This is a genomic window from Sphaerospermopsis aphanizomenoides BCCUSP55 (genome assembly GCF_001586785.1).
GTDB classification, from domain to species: domain Bacteria; phylum Cyanobacteriota; class Cyanobacteriia; order Cyanobacteriales; family Nostocaceae; genus Sphaerospermopsis_A; species Sphaerospermopsis_A aphanizomenoides_A.
Genome location: NZ_LUFH02000016.1, coordinates 1 through 15,546 on the forward strand (window position 1 = coordinate 1; position 15,546 = coordinate 15,546).

Genomic DNA, 15,546 nt, shown 5'->3' on the forward strand with positions numbered 1-15,546 from the left:
GGTGTGGGGTGTGGGGTGTGGGGCTTACAGACAGACCCAAAAACAGTTCAAGCTCCTGCCAACGCTGTCTTCCCTACACCCTATACCCTACCACCTACAACCTGTTGATGACATCCCCGTTAACCGGATGATAGAAAATATCCACACTGAGACTCAAAATCCACTTGGTGATATCCGAAAGCATTTACTGTCTGGACATTGAATAATTAAAGAAGTCAACACTGAAAACAGATTAAATGAACAGCTATAAGACTGTTACTACAGTGCTGTATTGAAAACAAAATCTCCAATTTTACCAATTTCTCCAAGGATAAATCACGTGAACAAAACCAACTCGGACATACTTAAATCCTCAGATCCTGCTGTTAGCGAATTAATTAACCAAGAACTACAACGTCAACGTGACCACCTAGAATTAATTGCCAGCGAGAACTTTACCTCTGCTGCTGTATTAGCGGCTCAAGGTTCAGTATTAACCAATAAATATGCAGAGGGATTGCCCGGTAAACGCTATTACGGCGGTTGTGAGTTTGTTGACAAAATTGAGCAAATAGCCATTGACAGAGCCAAACAGTTATTTGGTGCTGCTCATGCCAACGTGCAACCCCATTCTGGCGCACAAGCTAACTTTGCTGTGTTTCTAACTTTGTTAGAACCAGGGGACACAATTATGGGCATGGACTTATCACATGGGGGACACCTGACTCACGGTTCACCAGTCAATGTTTCCGGTAAGTGGTTTCAAGTGCGTCACTACGGTGTCAGCCAGGAAACAGAACAACTGGACTATGACCAAATCCGTGATTTAGCTCGGAAAGAACGTCCAAAACTCCTAATTTGTGGTTATTCAGCCTATCCCCGGATCATTGACTTTGAAAAATTCCGCAGCATTGCTGATGAAGTAGGGGCTTACCTACTAGCAGATATTGCTCATATTGCTGGGTTGGTAGCTACTGGCCATCATCCCAATCCCCTTCCTTATTGTGATGTTGTGACAACAACTACTCACAAAACCTTGCGTGGTCCAAGAGGGGGTTTGATTTTAACCCGTGATGCCGAACTGGGTAAAAAGCTAGATAAATCTGTTTTCCCTGGTACTCAAGGTGGACCCTTGGAACACGTTATTGCTGGTAAAGCTGTAGCATTTGGTGAAGCACTCAAGCCAGAGTTTACAACTTATTCTGGTCAAGTAATTGAAAATGCTCGTGCTTTGGCTACTCAGCTACAAAACAGAGGATTAAAATTAGTATCAAATGGAACTGATAATCATTTAATGCTAGTAGATTTACGTTCTGTAGGCATGACAGGAAAGAAAGCTGACCAGCTAGTAAGTGGAGTGAATATTACTGCTAATAAAAATACAGTTCCTTTTGACCCAGAATCACCATTTGTTACTAGTGGTTTGAGATTAGGTTCACCAGCCATGACTACACGAGGTTTAGGTGCAGCAGAATTCAAGGAAATTGGCGATATTATTAGCGATCGCCTACTTTCCCCAGATTCAGACACAGTAGCCAAAGATTGTAAACAGCGAGTAGCAGCATTGTGCGATCGCTTCCCCTTGTATCCCCACCTAGAAATTCCCGTACCAGTTCTAGCTTAAGCAATATTAGATTTTGGATTGTCCTCTCACAATCTGAAATCTAATACAGCAGCTTTCAGCAGTCAGCAGTTAGCAGTAAAACCCTGTTGGTGCAAGGCTTTGTCATAAAAATTTGTACCTTATTGATCTGCAATATGCTGTATGTAAAAATCCCGATGCTAATAAATGTCCCAAATGTAGTAGATATAGGTGTAAATCGCTCTCACACAATTTTTCTCATATCAACATACCTCTTAAAAAATACCGATGTCTGCTCAGATTTATCATCTGATTGCCTTCTTAATTGCCGCCATAGTTGTGCTTTGGACAATACCCGATGTCAAAAAAATTGGCATCAAAAGCGGACAATTAGATCAACCTGGTGGTCGAAAACTTCATCAACGTCCGATGGTACGCCTAGGAGGAGTTTCTATTTTCGCAGGTACCTTCATATCTCTAATAATTGTCTGGTGGTTGGGGGGTTTTGCTAATCTACCTCCAGACAAAGAATGGCAAATTTGGGGTGTCATCCTAGGTGGTCTGGGCTTTTTTCTCATCGGTTTAGCAGACGATTTATTAAGCCTATCTGCCTTAGTACGCCTGTTGATACAAATGATTGTGGCTGCTGGTGCATGGAAAGCAGGTGTAAGTATAGATTTCATTACCATTCCCACCATCGGCATAGTCAATCTGGACTGGCTGAGTTTACCAATTACAGTTATTTGGTTAGTGGGGATGGTTAATGCTATTAACTGGATTGATGGTTTAGATGGACTAGCAGCAGGAGTAACTGGAATTGCGGCTGTAGTGATGCTGTTAGTATCGTTATTTATGCATCAACCAGCAGCAGCTTTAATTGCAGCTGCCTTAGCTGGTGCAGCATTAGGATTTCTTCGTTACAACTTTAACCCCGCCCAAATATTTATGGGTGATGGTGGGTCTTATTTTATGGGATTTACTTTAGCTGCTGTCGGTGTAATTGGGTTAGTTAAAGTCCCAGCTTTTACTGCTGTCATCTTGCCTTATTTGATTTTAGCAGTACCAATTGTAGATATGTCAGCTGTGATTTTATCCCGACTCCGTAAAGGTAAATTACCTTGGGTTGCTGATGGACACAGCCATTTACACCACCGACTTTTAAGAGTAGGTTTATCACATAGATTAACAGTTTTGTTTATTTACTCTTTAACTTTATGGGTGGGTAGTTTAGCATTAGCTATTGCTGGCATTCCTAGTGGGATAAGTTACGCTTGTGCCTCTACCTCTTTGTTAAGTTTTGCTATTTGGCGAGTTTGGAAACTGTCTCGACAATCTTAATTTGAATCAGGAAAAGAGGCAAAAGAAACTTTAATATTTCTACTGTTAACCCTACACCCCACACCTTTTGTTTAATCCCATGAGTGCAGAAATTATTTGTGTTGGTACTGAATTACTTCTAGGAGATATCCTTAACAGCAATGCCCAATTTCTCGCCCAACAGTTAGCACAATTAGGCATTCCTCACTACTATCAAACTGTGGTGGGGGATAATCCCGAACGACTCAAGCAAGTCATAGAAATTGCTGCTTCCAGAGTGCAAATTCTGATTTTTACCGGTGGTCTAGGCCCTACACCAGATGACCTCACCTGTGAAACCATTGCTGATTTTTTCGGTGTTCCTCTCGTAGAAAGAGCCGATATTATCGAAGACATAGCTGAGAAATTTGCCCAACGTGGAAGGGTAATGACACCCAGTAACCGTAAACAAGCCTTAATTCCTCAAGGTGCGGATATTTTACCCAACCCCACAGGCACAGCACCAGGTATTATTTGGCAACCCCGCCCAGGATTGACCATTTTTACCTTTCCCGGTGTTCCCAGTGAAATGCATCGGATGTGGTCAGATACAGCTGTACCTTTTCTCAAACATCAAGGTTGGGGTCAGGAAATTATTTATAGCCGCAGTTTAAAGTTTTGGGGTATTGGTGAATCTGCTTTAGCAGAAAAAGTCTCTGGTTATTTGAATTCAGCTAACCCGACGGTAGCCCCCTATGCAGGAAACGGGGAAGTAAGATTACGAATTTCTGCCAAAGCCCCTAATGCAAGCGCAGCCGAAAAATTAATTGCACCGGTTGAAAAACAACTCCAAGATATTGCTGGTTTAGATTTTTATGGTGTTGACGATGATACTTTAGCGGCTATAGTTGGTAAGTTGTTACGATCGCAAGGCGAAACCTTGGCTGTAGCAGAATCTTGTACTGGTGGAGGACTAGGACAAATGTTGACGGAAACTCCTGGTAGTTCTGATTATTTCTGGGGTGGAGTGATTTCTTATGACAACTCCGTCAAAGTTGGGTTGTTGGGAGTTAACCCAGAAGATTTAGAGCAGTTTGGGGCAGTCAGTACCACCGTAGCTGCACAAATGGCTGTAGGTGTGAAAACTCGTCTCTCAACTACTTGGGGATTAAGTATTACGGGAATTGCAGGACCTGCTGGAGGAACCCAGACAAAACCAGTAGGGTTAGTATATATTGGTTTAGCAGGTCCAGGAGATGAGGTGGATACTTATGAGTGTAAACTTGGAACGATGCGGAATCGATCTTTTATTCGTTATCTGAGTGCTTGTCAGGCTTTGGATAATTTGCGTCGCAGGTTGCTCAGGCGTGAACATAGCCTTGATCATGATTCAGTTCTCTACTAGTAGAGTATTAGAACCTGTGATATGTTTCGATGAACAATCACTAAATCTAACCAAAAGTTTTTCAGTCTTACTGACTGATCATGTAAAAAAAATGTGCATGGAACTTTTTTAAATAGTTTAATTCTGGTATATATAGAACAAGTTTATCAAAATGATAAAGACTGCTGCCTGGTTGTTTTATTACTCAAGATATTTTTTTATCATGCTTTTTTATCCGCTCTACTCAACTCAATGTCTAAAAACTTTATTTTCTCTGTATCCTAGCATCAAGAAGTATGCAAATATTGCTGTAATTTCAGACTGTAATTGTGCTTAGTTTTTTAGAGAGCCAATTTTTCCGGAACAGGTATCTACCATGTTGTCATTGAAAATATCAGCTTTTGATAACAGGTGATATACACTTAACCAAGAACAGCTAGCGATTGAGGAAGAACATTTCCTAGATAATCGTCGTCAATCTTACTTACCTGTAAGCATAACAATTTTCTACAGGAAACTACACACATGGCATTCTGGCCGACGAAAAAATCAAGAACCTCTCATCCCACAACATCTCCGAATCAGGATTTTCAAAATGATACAGATGTTATAATTAAGCCAAAAAAAACCATTACTGATAGTAAACAGTTTTATCAGGATAGAAATTTTACAAAATTGGGCTTATCTGCTATAGATTTGCCAGACGCTTCTAAGCATATTGAAAACCCAGTTAATAAATCACTAAAAGTATCAATAATTACGGAATTTTTCCCACCAGACTATGCTGCTACCGGACAGTTGATTGAGGAACTGGTCAAGCAACTAGAGCAACAAGATGTCAACATTGAGGTGTTTACAGGACAGCCCAGTTATGCTTTTTCTACGGACAATGCACCGGCGGTGGAAAAATTGGGTGGTGATATTCGCATTCAGCGATCGCGCTCTACCCAAGTTTGGTCTGGAAGGATTCGTGGCAAAGCAGTAAATGGTATTCTATTTACCTTGCGTGCTTTTCTACATATCATTAAAAATTTCCGTCAGCACAATGTGTTTTTGCTAACTTCTGCTCCGCCTTTTTTACCTGTAGCAGGATATTTGGCTCACTTGTGTTTGAGAATTGCTTACGTTTGTCTAATTTATGATCTGTATCCAGACATTGCGATCGCCTTGGGTGTAATACCCAAAAACCATTGGTTGACAGGGTTTTGGAGAGGAATCAACAAATTGATTTGGCGTAGAGCCAAGGGGATTGTCGTTCTGAGTCCTGATATGAAGGAGAGGGTAATAGCCATCTGTCCTGAAGTAGCAGATAAAATATCTGTGATTCACAGTTGGGGAGATCCTGATTCAATTGTACCCATTGCCAAAGAGAAGAATTGGTTTGCCAAACAACATAATTTAGTTAACAAGTTCACCGTCCTCTATTCTGGTAATATGGGCAGGTGTCACGATATGGAAACCATTCTCGAAGCTGCCAAACAATTACGAGACGAACCTGTACAGTTCGTTTGCATCGGCAGTGGTGCAAAAAGAAAAAGCTTTATGGAGGCGGTGAATAAATTAGGACTAACCAATTTTCTGTTTCTACCTTATCAAGACAAGCAAGTCCTGCCTTACTCTCTGACCGCTTGTGATCTATCTTTGGTCAGTGTAGAGAGAGACATGGAAAGCCTTGTTGCTCCTAGCAAGCTTTATCCAGCCTTAGCAGCTGGACGACCAATAGCAGTGATTTGCTCAAAATACTCTTATTTGCGACAGATGATAGCTGATGGCAAGTGTGGAGTGAGTGTAGAAAACGGAGATAGTCTTGCTCTAGCTGAATTTATTCGCCTGCTGAATAGCGATCGCAAATTAGCGGAACTTATGGGCAAAGCATCTCGCAAGTATTTGCAATCAAATTTTACACCGCAAATCATAGCCAAAGAATATTTTACTGTGCTACAAAAGTCTAGTTTGTAGCCTGGAAAGCAAACTAGAACAAAAAGCGCAAATGTGGTAAGATGTGACGCTAGTTTACAAAACTTAGTTTATAAAATTTAATACCTGAAATTTTCAAATTAGGAGCAGGGCTTTGATGGTCTTGTTGATCTCAGTCCCTCCAACGCAACCTTCTGGTGATCTTTTTCGATCAAATTGTTAGGAGGCCGAAGTGCAGAGAAGGTGTGACCGAAATCGGAATCGTTCCAAACGACGAGCTATCTATTGTCCAGTACACAACTGTTATATGGATAGTATGAGTCAAAAATACAGCTTATTTGCTGAACGCGCTGGACAACTACAACAGAGAGGCATAAGACGAAAAGAAGCCCTGCTATTAGTCGCAGCCAAAACCGCAGTTCCTTTAGAGGGTGAATGGTTAGAGGCTTTTTGGTGTGAAAATTGCCAAGAAACTAAATGGTATCACGTCCGTAAACGTGAATCAACTTATGAGTTGTCATTAGCACCTGCAGAACTTTGGCAACAGGCCACAGGGGTGATTAATCCCCATAGAAATCCTTCTGTGGGAGAATTTACCTTCAGGCAATCGCAAGTAGTTGGTGGCAATAATATTAAAGATTTTTGGGTAAACACCTAGTAATTGTCAGAATTTGCACCCATCTATTGAGAGCGGCGCAAACAAATTTATGATATGAAAGATCCCATTTCCCAATCAGAATTAATCATTGAAGCCGGAAGAACAGAAGGACAATACTGGAAAGACCTGTGGCGTTATCGGGAATTATTTTATTTCCTGGCATGGCGAGATATTTTAGTGCGGTATAAGCAAACTGTCATTGGTATTGCTTGGGCTTTAATTCGTCCTTTCCTAACAATGGTAGTGTTTACATTTGTGTTTGGGAAGTTAGCAGGCTTGCCATCTCCTGGCGGTGTACCATATCCTATTCTCGTCTTTTCGGCGATGTTACCCTGGCAGTTTTTCGCCAATTCCCTTTCAGAATGTAGTACAAGCTTAATTACCAATTCTAACCTAATTTCCAAAGTCTATTTTCCCAGATTAGTAGTACCTACAAGCGCGGTAGTAGTTAGCTTTGTAGACTTTATGATTTCTGGGATGATTTTACTAGCATTGATGATTTGGTATAACTTTGTTCCCAGTTGGCGAATTTTGACCCTACCTTTATTTATTGCTATTGCTTTTGCAGCTTCAATGGGAGCAGGATTATGGTTTGCTTCCTTGAATGTTCAATATCGGGATTTCCGTTATATTGTGCCGTTTATTGTCCAGTTTGGACTCTATATCTCACCAGTAGGATTTAGTAGTAGTATTGTTCCCGAACAGTGGCGGTTCATCTACTCATTAAACCCAATGGTAGGGGTAATTGATGGTTTCCGTTGGGCAATTTTGGGTAGTGAGTCAAATTTATATTTACCAGGATTTATCATATCGTTGATACTTGTATTTTTACTATTATTTAGTGGAATTTGGTATTTTCGCAGTATGGAAAGAAAGTTTGCAGATGTAATTTAGACAGATGCGCTATATAACGAAGGCAGAGGGCATAAGGCAGTTTTTATAACGGGGATTTGTAACCCGCTCCAAAAACTTTGGACGAAGTCCGGTTTTAGGCGTGATTATTTCGATAATACCCCAAATTACAGATAGTAATAAATTATACTGAGCCAAATTTATTGGCAGAAAATATACAGTCGATTGTAGGTCGCAGGAGGTAAAAAATTTAATAACAAAGCCAGATACCAATAGATTTTCAACCAGCCTATTCTCTTTTCTGGGGTGTATTATTGGACATCAGGATCAAAAAGATTATACTGTCATCAGGGGTGTGATAAATATCTAAGCTGCTTGGTGGGAAGTAGCTAATTACCGAATAACAGGTAGTAGCCTTTTGGCAGATTTTATCTACAACTCATCAATAATTGAGGTCAAGCCCACAGAAAAATAAGTAATACCACTTTTGATATACATTAATGATACCAAGGAGTTAAACATGACAGATACTGGAGCAACAATTTGGTTTACAGGATTGAGTGGTGCGGGCAAAACAACTATCAGCACTGAAGTTGCGAAAATATTGCGTAACCGGGGACTCAAAGTAGAGGTATTAGATGGAGATATAGTACGCCTAAATCTGACCAGGGATTTAGGGTTTAGCAGGGCAGATAGAGATGAAAATATCAGAAGAATTGGGTTTGTTGCTCAGTTATTAACTCGTAATGGCGTGATAGTATTGGTTTCGGCTATTTCACCTTATCGTGATGTGCGGGAAGAGGTAAGGCAAAAAATTGGTAGTAATTTTATTGAAGTTTATGTTAATGCACCCTTGGGAACTTGTGAAAATCGTGATGTTAAAGGCTTGTATAGACGAGCGCGTCAAGGGGAAATTAAGTTTTTCACAGGTATTGATGATCCCTATGAACCACCTTTAAAACCAGAAGTCGAATGTTTGACCGATCAAGAAGCTCTGGAAAAAAGTGTTGCTAAAGTAATAGAGCAGTTCGATATTTTGTGTAGCAATGTAGCTGTATCTTCTGCTTGTTTATAATTTTCTAGTTGAGATGATTTGTCATGATTAGAGAAGCATTAACCTTGAAGCATGGTTAATGTTTCTCTCCACCAAATTTGTACCTATGCCAGACACAGTTATTCGCGTTGAAAACATCAGCAAAAAATATATTATTGGACACCAAAAGCAGGAACGCTATACTGTTCTTCGGGATGTGATAGCTAATCAGATTAAATCCATTGGTAGTTTAATTAATCCCAAAGCCAAAACCGAAAATCAGACTTTTGAAGAATTTTGGGCGCTCCAAGATGTTTCTTTTGAGATTAAGCAAGGTGACAGAGTTGGGATTATTGGTCGTAATGGGGCTGGAAAATCAACCCTATTAAAGATTTTAAGTAGAATTACAGAACCAACCCAAGGAAGCATCAAAATTAAAGGAAGAGTTGCGAGTTTATTGGAGGTAGGAACAGGGTTTCATCCAGAATTAACTGGTAGAGAAAATATCTTTCTCAATGGTGCAATTTTGGGGATGAGTAAAGAAGAAATTAAACGCAAATTTGATGAAATTGTTGCTTTTTCCGAAGTAGAAAAGTTTTTAGATACTCCTGTGAAGCGTTATTCTTCAGGAATGTATGTAAGACTGGCTTTTGCAGTAGCGGCACATTTAGAGCCTGAGATTTTAATTGTAGATGAAGTATTAGCAGTGGGTGATGCTAAATTTCAGAAAAAGTGTTTGGGAAAAATGGAAGATGTCGGCAAAGAAGGCCGGAGTATTTTATTCGTTAGTCACAATTTAGGTATTTTGCAAACTCTATGCAATAGAGGTATTCTCCTTAACCAAGGAACGGTAGTTACTGATGACAGTGCTTCCCAAGCTGTTATTACTTATTTACAAACCCTTGAACAATCAGTTTCTAATAATATATTAGATCGGCAAGACCGCAAAGGTAAAGGTGAAGTCCGTCTTTCCCGACTAGATGTTTCTTCTGGTGATGATTATTCTGCAGCAACCTTAGCAACAGGCCGTCCTGCTCGCTTTATTTTCTATCTCACCGCAGGAAAACCTAAAATATCATGCGTGTTCACAATTTATGACCAGTATGGTCAACCTGTAACAAGTTTCAGCAGTATTAACCAATTGCATGATGAAGATATTAACAGTTCAGGGCAGAGAGAGAAGATTATTTGTGAAATAGATGAGTTACTGTTAGTCCCTGGACGCTACAGAATGAATGTGGCAATTATGAATGATAGTGAATTACAAGACCATGTAGAGGGAGCGGCTATTTTAGACGTTAATCAAGGTCATATCAGAGGATATCCCATACTTTCTGATGGAAAATATGGCAGTATTTGTATTCCACACCGTTGGAGTTAGTGGCAATTAAATTAGGAAATACCCAATATCATGCTTAAATTGTTCAAACAAAAAAGTAAGGCTTTGTTGAAAAAATTTGTTCATGAACCTTTAGATATACGTTTATCAAAAATAGCTTCAAATGTTCTCAGTCAGCATCTGACATATCTAAGCAGGGGCGCTCTGATTGACATCATGAACGCGACTATAGAGTATGACAACAATAAAGTCAGTGGTATCATTATAGAAACTGGATGTGCTTTAGGTGGATCGGCGATCGCTATTGCCAGTGTAAAATCCCAAAATAGGGAAGTTTACGTTTATGACGTTTTTGGCATGATTCCCCCTCCTTCTGAGAAAGATGATTTAGATGTACATCAACGATATAACATAATTGCTAGTGGTAATTCTCAAGGAATAGGAAATAAAACTTACTATGGCTATGAAGAAAATCTTTATGATAAAGTTATCCAAAATTTTCAAAATTTTGATGTCGATGTGAGTCAAAACAATGTCTATTTAGTTAAAGGTCTTTTTGAAGATACTCTTATAATTGATAAACCCGTAGTTTTAGCTCACATTGATTGTGATTGGTACGACTCAGTTTATACTTGTTTACAGAGGATAGAACCTTGTTTGGTAACTGGTGGAACTTTTGTTATTGATGATTATAATGATTGGTCTGGTGCGAGAAAAGCAGTAGACGATTTTTTTCAAGACAAAAAGAATAATTACGATTTTCTCATGAAAGAAAGATTACATATAATCAAAAGATAAAGATAGTAATGCAAAACGGTTGTTGTATAAAAAATGGAATCAAGGAAATATTTGCATTTGAATTAAGAATGGAAATTCAATATAGCATTCCTAGTTAAAATCATGAAATTTCCTATTTTATTATTCATTTGTTGATTTAAATTTTCAAGCTATATGTAATTGGTAATTTCCATACTAAGCAACTCCAAATAAATACATCAACATCATTATTTAACAATTCTTTTTCAGAAGATGAAGAATAAATAATTTATATTTTTTGTGATTTAGACCAAACACATAATATCTAATTAAATTTATTTTTTGAGATTTGAGGAACATTTAATGAATATGAATATTTGTCTATTTAATCCGGCTTTACGTGATAACCAAAAACGTCCCAGTGAAAATTTAGGTGATTTTATTATTGAAGAGGCTGTAAAGCGAGAGCTTTTTTCTTTGTTTCCTAACGTCAACTTGTTTGAATTATCTACTCATGTTGTCCCTTCTTATAAACACCACTTATCAATAGCTTCTAAATGTGATTTGATATTTGCAGGGGGAACTAATCTATTAAATTCTCATATGAAATCATTCCAGCAATGGAAACTTTCACTTAAACAAAAAATCACATTAGGAAAAGCTATTTTGTTTGGGGTAGGTTGGGCAAAGTACGAGTCCACACCTGATCTATATACACAATTATCTATTAACTGTTTGCTATCTAAAAAAATTATTCACTCTACAAGAGATAGTTATACACTTAAACAATTAAATTCTATCGGCATAAAAAATGTTCTCAACACAGGATGTCCAACCATGTGGCCATTTCTGGAATTTGATTTTTCTAAGATACCTCACAGGAAATCAAGAACTGTTCTGGTAATGATTACTGACTATGCAAAGGACTATCAACTTGATAAGCAGCTTATAGAAACAGCTATAGATAATTATGAATCAGTTATATTTTGGCCTCAAGGTAAGGGGGATTTAGATTATATTATTGAACTTTTATTGGCCATTAATAATATGACTGTAAATGTTGAGATTGTAGGCAGTAGTAGAGTAAAAGATAGTAATATTATCAATAACTTAAAATCAAGATTGATTTTACTAGAACATTCTCTTGAGGGATTTAATAATCTTTTAGAATCTGATATAGAGTTTGATTATATTGGCACTAGATTACATGGGGGTATAAAATGTCTTTTATCTTGTCGCAGGAGCTTAATTCTGGAAATTGATAATAGAGCCGCTGAAATTGCTAAAGATACTGGTTTGCCTACTGTAAAAAGAGGAGAAATAGATAAAATAAAAAATTGGATCATTTCCCCGAGTATGACAGAGATATATCTAGATCCAGAACCGATAAAGCAATGGCGTTCTCAATTTAATATGGCAGTTAAATAGAAGCAATAAATTTAATAAGATTATCTGTATTATTAATTTATTTTCAATGAAAATATTGTTGTCTATCTCAAGTCTGGCATTAGGTGGGGCGCAAACTTTCCTGGTGCGTCTAGCGGACAATCTAGTGAATAATAACTTCGTTTGTATTTATGATTATGAAGTTTGTGATTCTCGAGGAATTGATAATGTTTTATCTTTAATCCCCGATCAGGTTGAAGTTGTAAGACTGCCTAGATTTTTTGATTTTTTAGGCAAAAAAATTAATTATTTTCTACATTTTTTAGGAATAAGTTTTAATGTTTGGCTGTGGATTAAAGAATTACATTTAAAATTTATACTATCTAAATACAACATTGAAATCATAAACAGTCATCTTTATCATTCTGATGCCTTTATATCTAGCTGTCTCAAAACTTCGGAAATACCTTTCGTTATCACAGACCACGGAGATTATAGATATGTATTGAATAAGGGTATTACTACTGCTGCCAAGGTAAAAGAAATTTGTAACAGAGCTAATAAAATAGTCTGCATTTCTGATAACAATCTGCAATTAATGCAGGAATTAGTTACTTCTAAAGATAAATGTACAAAAATTTATAATGGAATATCTTTTATTGAAAAAACATTCCCCAAAGATGCTAGAAAGAAGCTGGGCATTAGCGAAGACACATTTGTGTTCGGCATGGTAGCAAGAGGCATTCCTGAAAAGGGATGGGAAACCGCGATTACAGCTTTTAAAAGTCTTGCATACGTTAATAATATTTATTTGATTCTAGTTGGTTCTAGCGAATACTTAAACAAACTAGAAAGTGAGTGTAAAACGGAAAAGAATATTTATTTTGTCGGTCATGCTTCAGAGCCATTTTATTGGATAGATGCTTTTGATGTCGGTCTTTTGCCCACTTATTTTGCTGGGGAGAGTTTACCAAATTCAATTATTGAATATTTAATTTTAGGGAAGCCTACTATTGCTACTGCTATTGGTGGTATTCCAGAAATGCTTAAGTTTCAAAATCGTCAATCTGGTTTGACTATCAAACTTAATGATTCTCATAATGTAGATGTTTTGGAATTGGCAAAGGCTATGGAATTGTATTTTGAAAACAGATCTTTACTTATGGAACATTCAAAAAACGCTATTTTAAACTCTAAAAGATTTAACATTTCTTTATGTGCTGCCAGTTATGAAGCTTTGTTCAATAAATTAATAAATTTATGAATTTTAAAAAAAAATTAAATCTTGGTTGTGGGTCTAGGCTTAACCCTGAGTGGACAAACATCAATTTTGTATCCACTGCTGAAGGTGTTATAGCTCATAATCTAAGACAAGGTATTCCTTTTCCTGATGAGTCTTTTGATGTGGTTTATCACTCTCATTTGCTGGAGCATTTTCATAAATCAGAAGCAGAACCTTTCATAAAAGAGTGCTACCGCGTTTTACGCCCACAAGGAATTTTAAGAGTAGTAGTTCCGGATCTTGAGCAAATAGCTAGAATGTATCTGCATTGTTTAGAGCGAGCTAGTAGCGGTGATAAGGAATGGGAAGAGAACTACAAATGGATGCTTTTAGAGATGTATGATCAAACAGTTAGAAATAGTTCAGGAGGAGAAATGGGCAGTTTCCTTTACCGAAAAGATATTTCTAATCAAGATTTTGTCATTAGACGATGAGTAGTAGAAGTTCAAAAAATTAACTTAGCAGCAGCGCAAAAACAAATGTCTTCTTCGCAACCTGCTGCTGAGAAATCGATTAAAAAATGGTTAAAACAGATTTATTGTATATTGAAACATCCGGACTATCGCCATCAAGCAATTCTGAAGATTATTCTTAGTCCCACAGAATTAAATGCACTGCAACTCGGTCAATTTAGGCAAAGTGGAGAAATTCACCAATGGATGTATGATCATTACTCATTATATGAATTATTAAAAAGATGTGGACTAGAAAAAATTACAAAAAGAAATGCGGATGCAAGTTATATTCCTGACTGGGCTAGATTTAATTTAGATACAGAACCTGATGGTTCTGTTTACAAACCAGATTCTCTCTATATGGAGGCTGTAAAACCAGTGCTATGAAAGTTTTGCACATTAACCAATCAGATATGGTTGGAGGAGCAGGTATAGCAGGATATCGTCTTCATCAAGGTTTATTAAATCAAGGTGTTGATTCAAAACTGTTAGTTGGGATTGCTAAAATTGCTGATCAGCGCATAGCTGCTATCCCGCGTAAATTTCGGATTGAAAGTCAAATTTATCGCTTTACAAGGCGTGTAGGACTAAACCATCTTCATCTGGTTAGTAGCTTTGATATTCCCAAGCACCAATTTTATCAAGATGCAGATATTATCAATTTTCATAACCTGCACAATACTTATTTTAATTACCTAGTTATTCCTAAATTAACTGCAACTAAACCTGGTATTTTTACTCTCCATGATATGTGGAGCTTTACTGGTCAGTGCGCTTATAGCTTTGATTGTGAACGCTGGAAAACTGGCTGTCATAAATGTCCTTGTCCTACTACACATCCATCCAATTATTTTGATAGCACTCACATAGAATGGAAACTTAAAGAGTGGGTTTATAGTAAGTCAAATTTGACTATAGTAACTCTCAGTGATTGGTTGACTGATCTGGCTAAAAAGAGTATTCTAAGTCGCTTTCCTATTCACAAAATACCCAATGGGATTGATACAATTTCTTTTCAACCTTTAGACCCTTTGTTATGTAAAACAGTATTAGATATTCCTAAAAATAAAAAAGTTCTTTTGTTTGGTGCAGAAAGTTTTAAATATACCCGCAAAGGTGGAGATTTACTGTTGAAGGTTCTGCAACAATTACCTGCATCGCTGAAATCAGAAACCATACTCCTGACTTTTGGTAATGGAAGTGAAGCAATTACATCAGAAGTGGGGATACCTTCTGTTAACTTAGGCTACATTAGCAGCGATCGCTTAAAATCTGTGGCTTACTCTGCGGCTGACTTATTTATTTTTCCCACCCGTGCTGATAATTTACCCTTAGTTTTACAAGAAAGCATGGCTTGTGGAACTCCAATGGTATCTTTTAAAGTTGGTGGTGTACCTGACCTAGTACGTCATAACATCACTGGTTATTTAGCACAACTAGAAGATGTAGAAGATTTCCGCAATGGTATTGTCAGTCTCCTAGAAGATGAAAAATTACGCACAACCATGAGTAAAAATTGTCGAGTAATAGCTGTTAACGAATATAGCTTAGAACTGCAAGCAAAAAAGTATATAGAACTATATCAACAAGTGCTGCAATCACAATCTTTGTCATCTTGAATGAAGTA

At 37.6% G+C, this 15,546-nt stretch carries 14 protein-coding genes; all 14 read left to right on the plus strand.

Annotation, left to right across the window (positions count from 1 at the left end):
- The first annotated feature begins 319 nt into the window (after positions 1-319).
- The 14 genes from glyA to A0J48_RS06090 all read left to right on the plus strand — a co-directional run bounded on the left by glyA (position 320) and on the right by A0J48_RS06090 (position 15,538).
- A complete protein-coding gene (glyA, locus tag A0J48_RS06030) occupies positions 320-1,603 on the plus strand; it encodes a serine hydroxymethyltransferase (protein WP_200321274.1) in 1,284 nt (427 codons plus the stop codon).
- 246 nt (positions 1,604-1,849) lie between these two features.
- Positions 1,850-2,899 (plus strand): glycosyltransferase family 4 protein, encoded by a 1,050-nt coding sequence (locus A0J48_RS06035; protein ID WP_200321276.1) that lies wholly within the window; start codon positions 1,850-1,852, stop codon positions 2,897-2,899.
- A gap of 79 nt (positions 2,900-2,978) precedes the next feature.
- Complete coding sequence (locus tag A0J48_RS06040; protein ID WP_200321278.1) at positions 2,979-4,262, plus strand: competence/damage-inducible protein A; 1,284 nt, start codon at positions 2,979-2,981, stop codon at positions 4,260-4,262.
- Positions 4,263-4,766: 504 nt separating this feature from the next.
- Positions 4,767-6,200 carry a glycosyltransferase family 4 protein gene (locus A0J48_RS06045; RefSeq protein ID WP_200321280.1) on the plus strand — a complete coding sequence of 478 codons (1,434 nt, stop codon included), beginning with the start codon at positions 4,767-4,769 and terminating at the stop codon, positions 6,198-6,200.
- A gap of 190 nt (positions 6,201-6,390) precedes the next feature.
- Entirely contained in the window at positions 6,391-6,816 is a 426-nt protein-coding gene (locus A0J48_RS06050) for a hypothetical protein (RefSeq protein WP_200321282.1), read from the plus strand.
- A gap of 54 nt (positions 6,817-6,870) precedes the next feature.
- Positions 6,871-7,710 carry an ABC transporter permease gene (locus A0J48_RS06055; RefSeq protein ID WP_200321283.1) on the plus strand — a complete coding sequence of 280 codons (840 nt, stop codon included), beginning with the start codon at positions 6,871-6,873 and terminating at the stop codon, positions 7,708-7,710.
- A 436-nt stretch (positions 7,711-8,146) separates the two neighbouring features.
- Positions 8,147-8,743: an adenylyl-sulfate kinase gene (cysC, locus tag A0J48_RS06060; RefSeq protein ID WP_325078583.1), complete on the plus strand. Its 597-nt coding sequence runs from the start codon at positions 8,147-8,149 to the stop codon at positions 8,741-8,743.
- A gap of 85 nt (positions 8,744-8,828) precedes the next feature.
- The gene (locus A0J48_RS06065) at positions 8,829-10,082 is read left to right on the plus strand and encodes an ABC transporter ATP-binding protein (RefSeq protein ID WP_200321287.1); all 1,254 of its coding nucleotides are present in this window, start codon (positions 8,829-8,831) and stop codon (positions 10,080-10,082) included.
- 30 nt (positions 10,083-10,112) lie between these two features.
- Positions 10,113-10,838 (plus strand): TylF/MycF/NovP-related O-methyltransferase, encoded by a 726-nt coding sequence (locus A0J48_RS06070; RefSeq protein ID WP_200321289.1) that lies wholly within the window; start codon positions 10,113-10,115, stop codon positions 10,836-10,838.
- Positions 10,839-11,159: 321 nt separating this feature from the next.
- A complete protein-coding gene (locus A0J48_RS06075; protein ID WP_234300752.1) occupies positions 11,160-12,224 on the plus strand; it encodes a polysaccharide pyruvyl transferase family protein in 1,065 nt (354 codons plus the stop codon).
- A gap of 46 nt (positions 12,225-12,270) precedes the next feature.
- Entirely contained in the window at positions 12,271-13,446 is a 1,176-nt protein-coding gene (locus A0J48_RS06080) for a glycosyltransferase family 4 protein (protein WP_200321291.1), read from the plus strand.
- The gene (locus A0J48_RS26795; RefSeq protein WP_234300753.1) at positions 13,443-13,898 is read left to right on the plus strand and encodes a class I SAM-dependent methyltransferase; all 456 of its coding nucleotides are present in this window, start codon (positions 13,443-13,445) and stop codon (positions 13,896-13,898) included. Before A0J48_RS06080 ends, A0J48_RS26795 begins: the two co-directional genes overlap by 4 nt.
- A gap of 45 nt (positions 13,899-13,943) precedes the next feature.
- Positions 13,944-14,306: a hypothetical protein gene (locus A0J48_RS26800; RefSeq protein ID WP_234300754.1), complete on the plus strand. Its 363-nt coding sequence runs from the start codon at positions 13,944-13,946 to the stop codon at positions 14,304-14,306.
- On the plus strand, positions 14,303-15,538 hold the full coding sequence (locus tag A0J48_RS06090; protein WP_200321292.1) for a glycosyltransferase family 4 protein: 1,236 nt from the start codon (positions 14,303-14,305) through the stop codon (positions 15,536-15,538). The genes A0J48_RS26800 and A0J48_RS06090 overlap by 4 nt, the downstream gene beginning before the upstream one ends.
- Positions 15,539-15,546: the final 8 nt, after the last annotated feature.

What these genes read in the sequence shown, in the direction of transcription:
- A0J48_RS06035 (WP_200321276.1), top strand. Translation starts at nt 1,850, where the DNA reads ATGTCTGCTCAGATTTATCATCTGATTGCCTTCTTAATTGCCGCCATA.
- A0J48_RS06040 (WP_200321278.1), top strand. Translation starts at nt 2,979, where the DNA reads ATGAGTGCAGAAATTATTTGTGTTGGTACTGAATTACTTCTAGGAGAT.
- A0J48_RS06045 (WP_200321280.1), top strand. Translation starts at nt 4,767, where the DNA reads ATGGCATTCTGGCCGACGAAAAAATCAAGAACCTCTCATCCCACAACA.
- A0J48_RS06055 (WP_200321283.1), top strand. Translation starts at nt 6,871, where the DNA reads ATGAAAGATCCCATTTCCCAATCAGAATTAATCATTGAAGCCGGAAGA.
- A0J48_RS06065 (WP_200321287.1), top strand. Translation starts at nt 8,829, where the DNA reads ATGCCAGACACAGTTATTCGCGTTGAAAACATCAGCAAAAAATATATT.
- A0J48_RS06070 (WP_200321289.1), top strand. Translation starts at nt 10,113, where the DNA reads ATGCTTAAATTGTTCAAACAAAAAAGTAAGGCTTTGTTGAAAAAATTT.
- A0J48_RS06075 (WP_234300752.1), top strand. Translation starts at nt 11,160, where the DNA reads ATGAATATGAATATTTGTCTATTTAATCCGGCTTTACGTGATAACCAA.
- A0J48_RS06080 (WP_200321291.1), top strand. Translation starts at nt 12,271, where the DNA reads ATGAAAATATTGTTGTCTATCTCAAGTCTGGCATTAGGTGGGGCGCAA.
- A0J48_RS26795 (WP_234300753.1), top strand. Translation starts at nt 13,443, where the DNA reads ATGAATTTTAAAAAAAAATTAAATCTTGGTTGTGGGTCTAGGCTTAAC.
- A0J48_RS26800 (WP_234300754.1), top strand. Translation starts at nt 13,944, where the DNA reads ATGTCTTCTTCGCAACCTGCTGCTGAGAAATCGATTAAAAAATGGTTA.
- A0J48_RS06090 (WP_200321292.1), top strand. Translation starts at nt 14,303, where the DNA reads ATGAAAGTTTTGCACATTAACCAATCAGATATGGTTGGAGGAGCAGGT.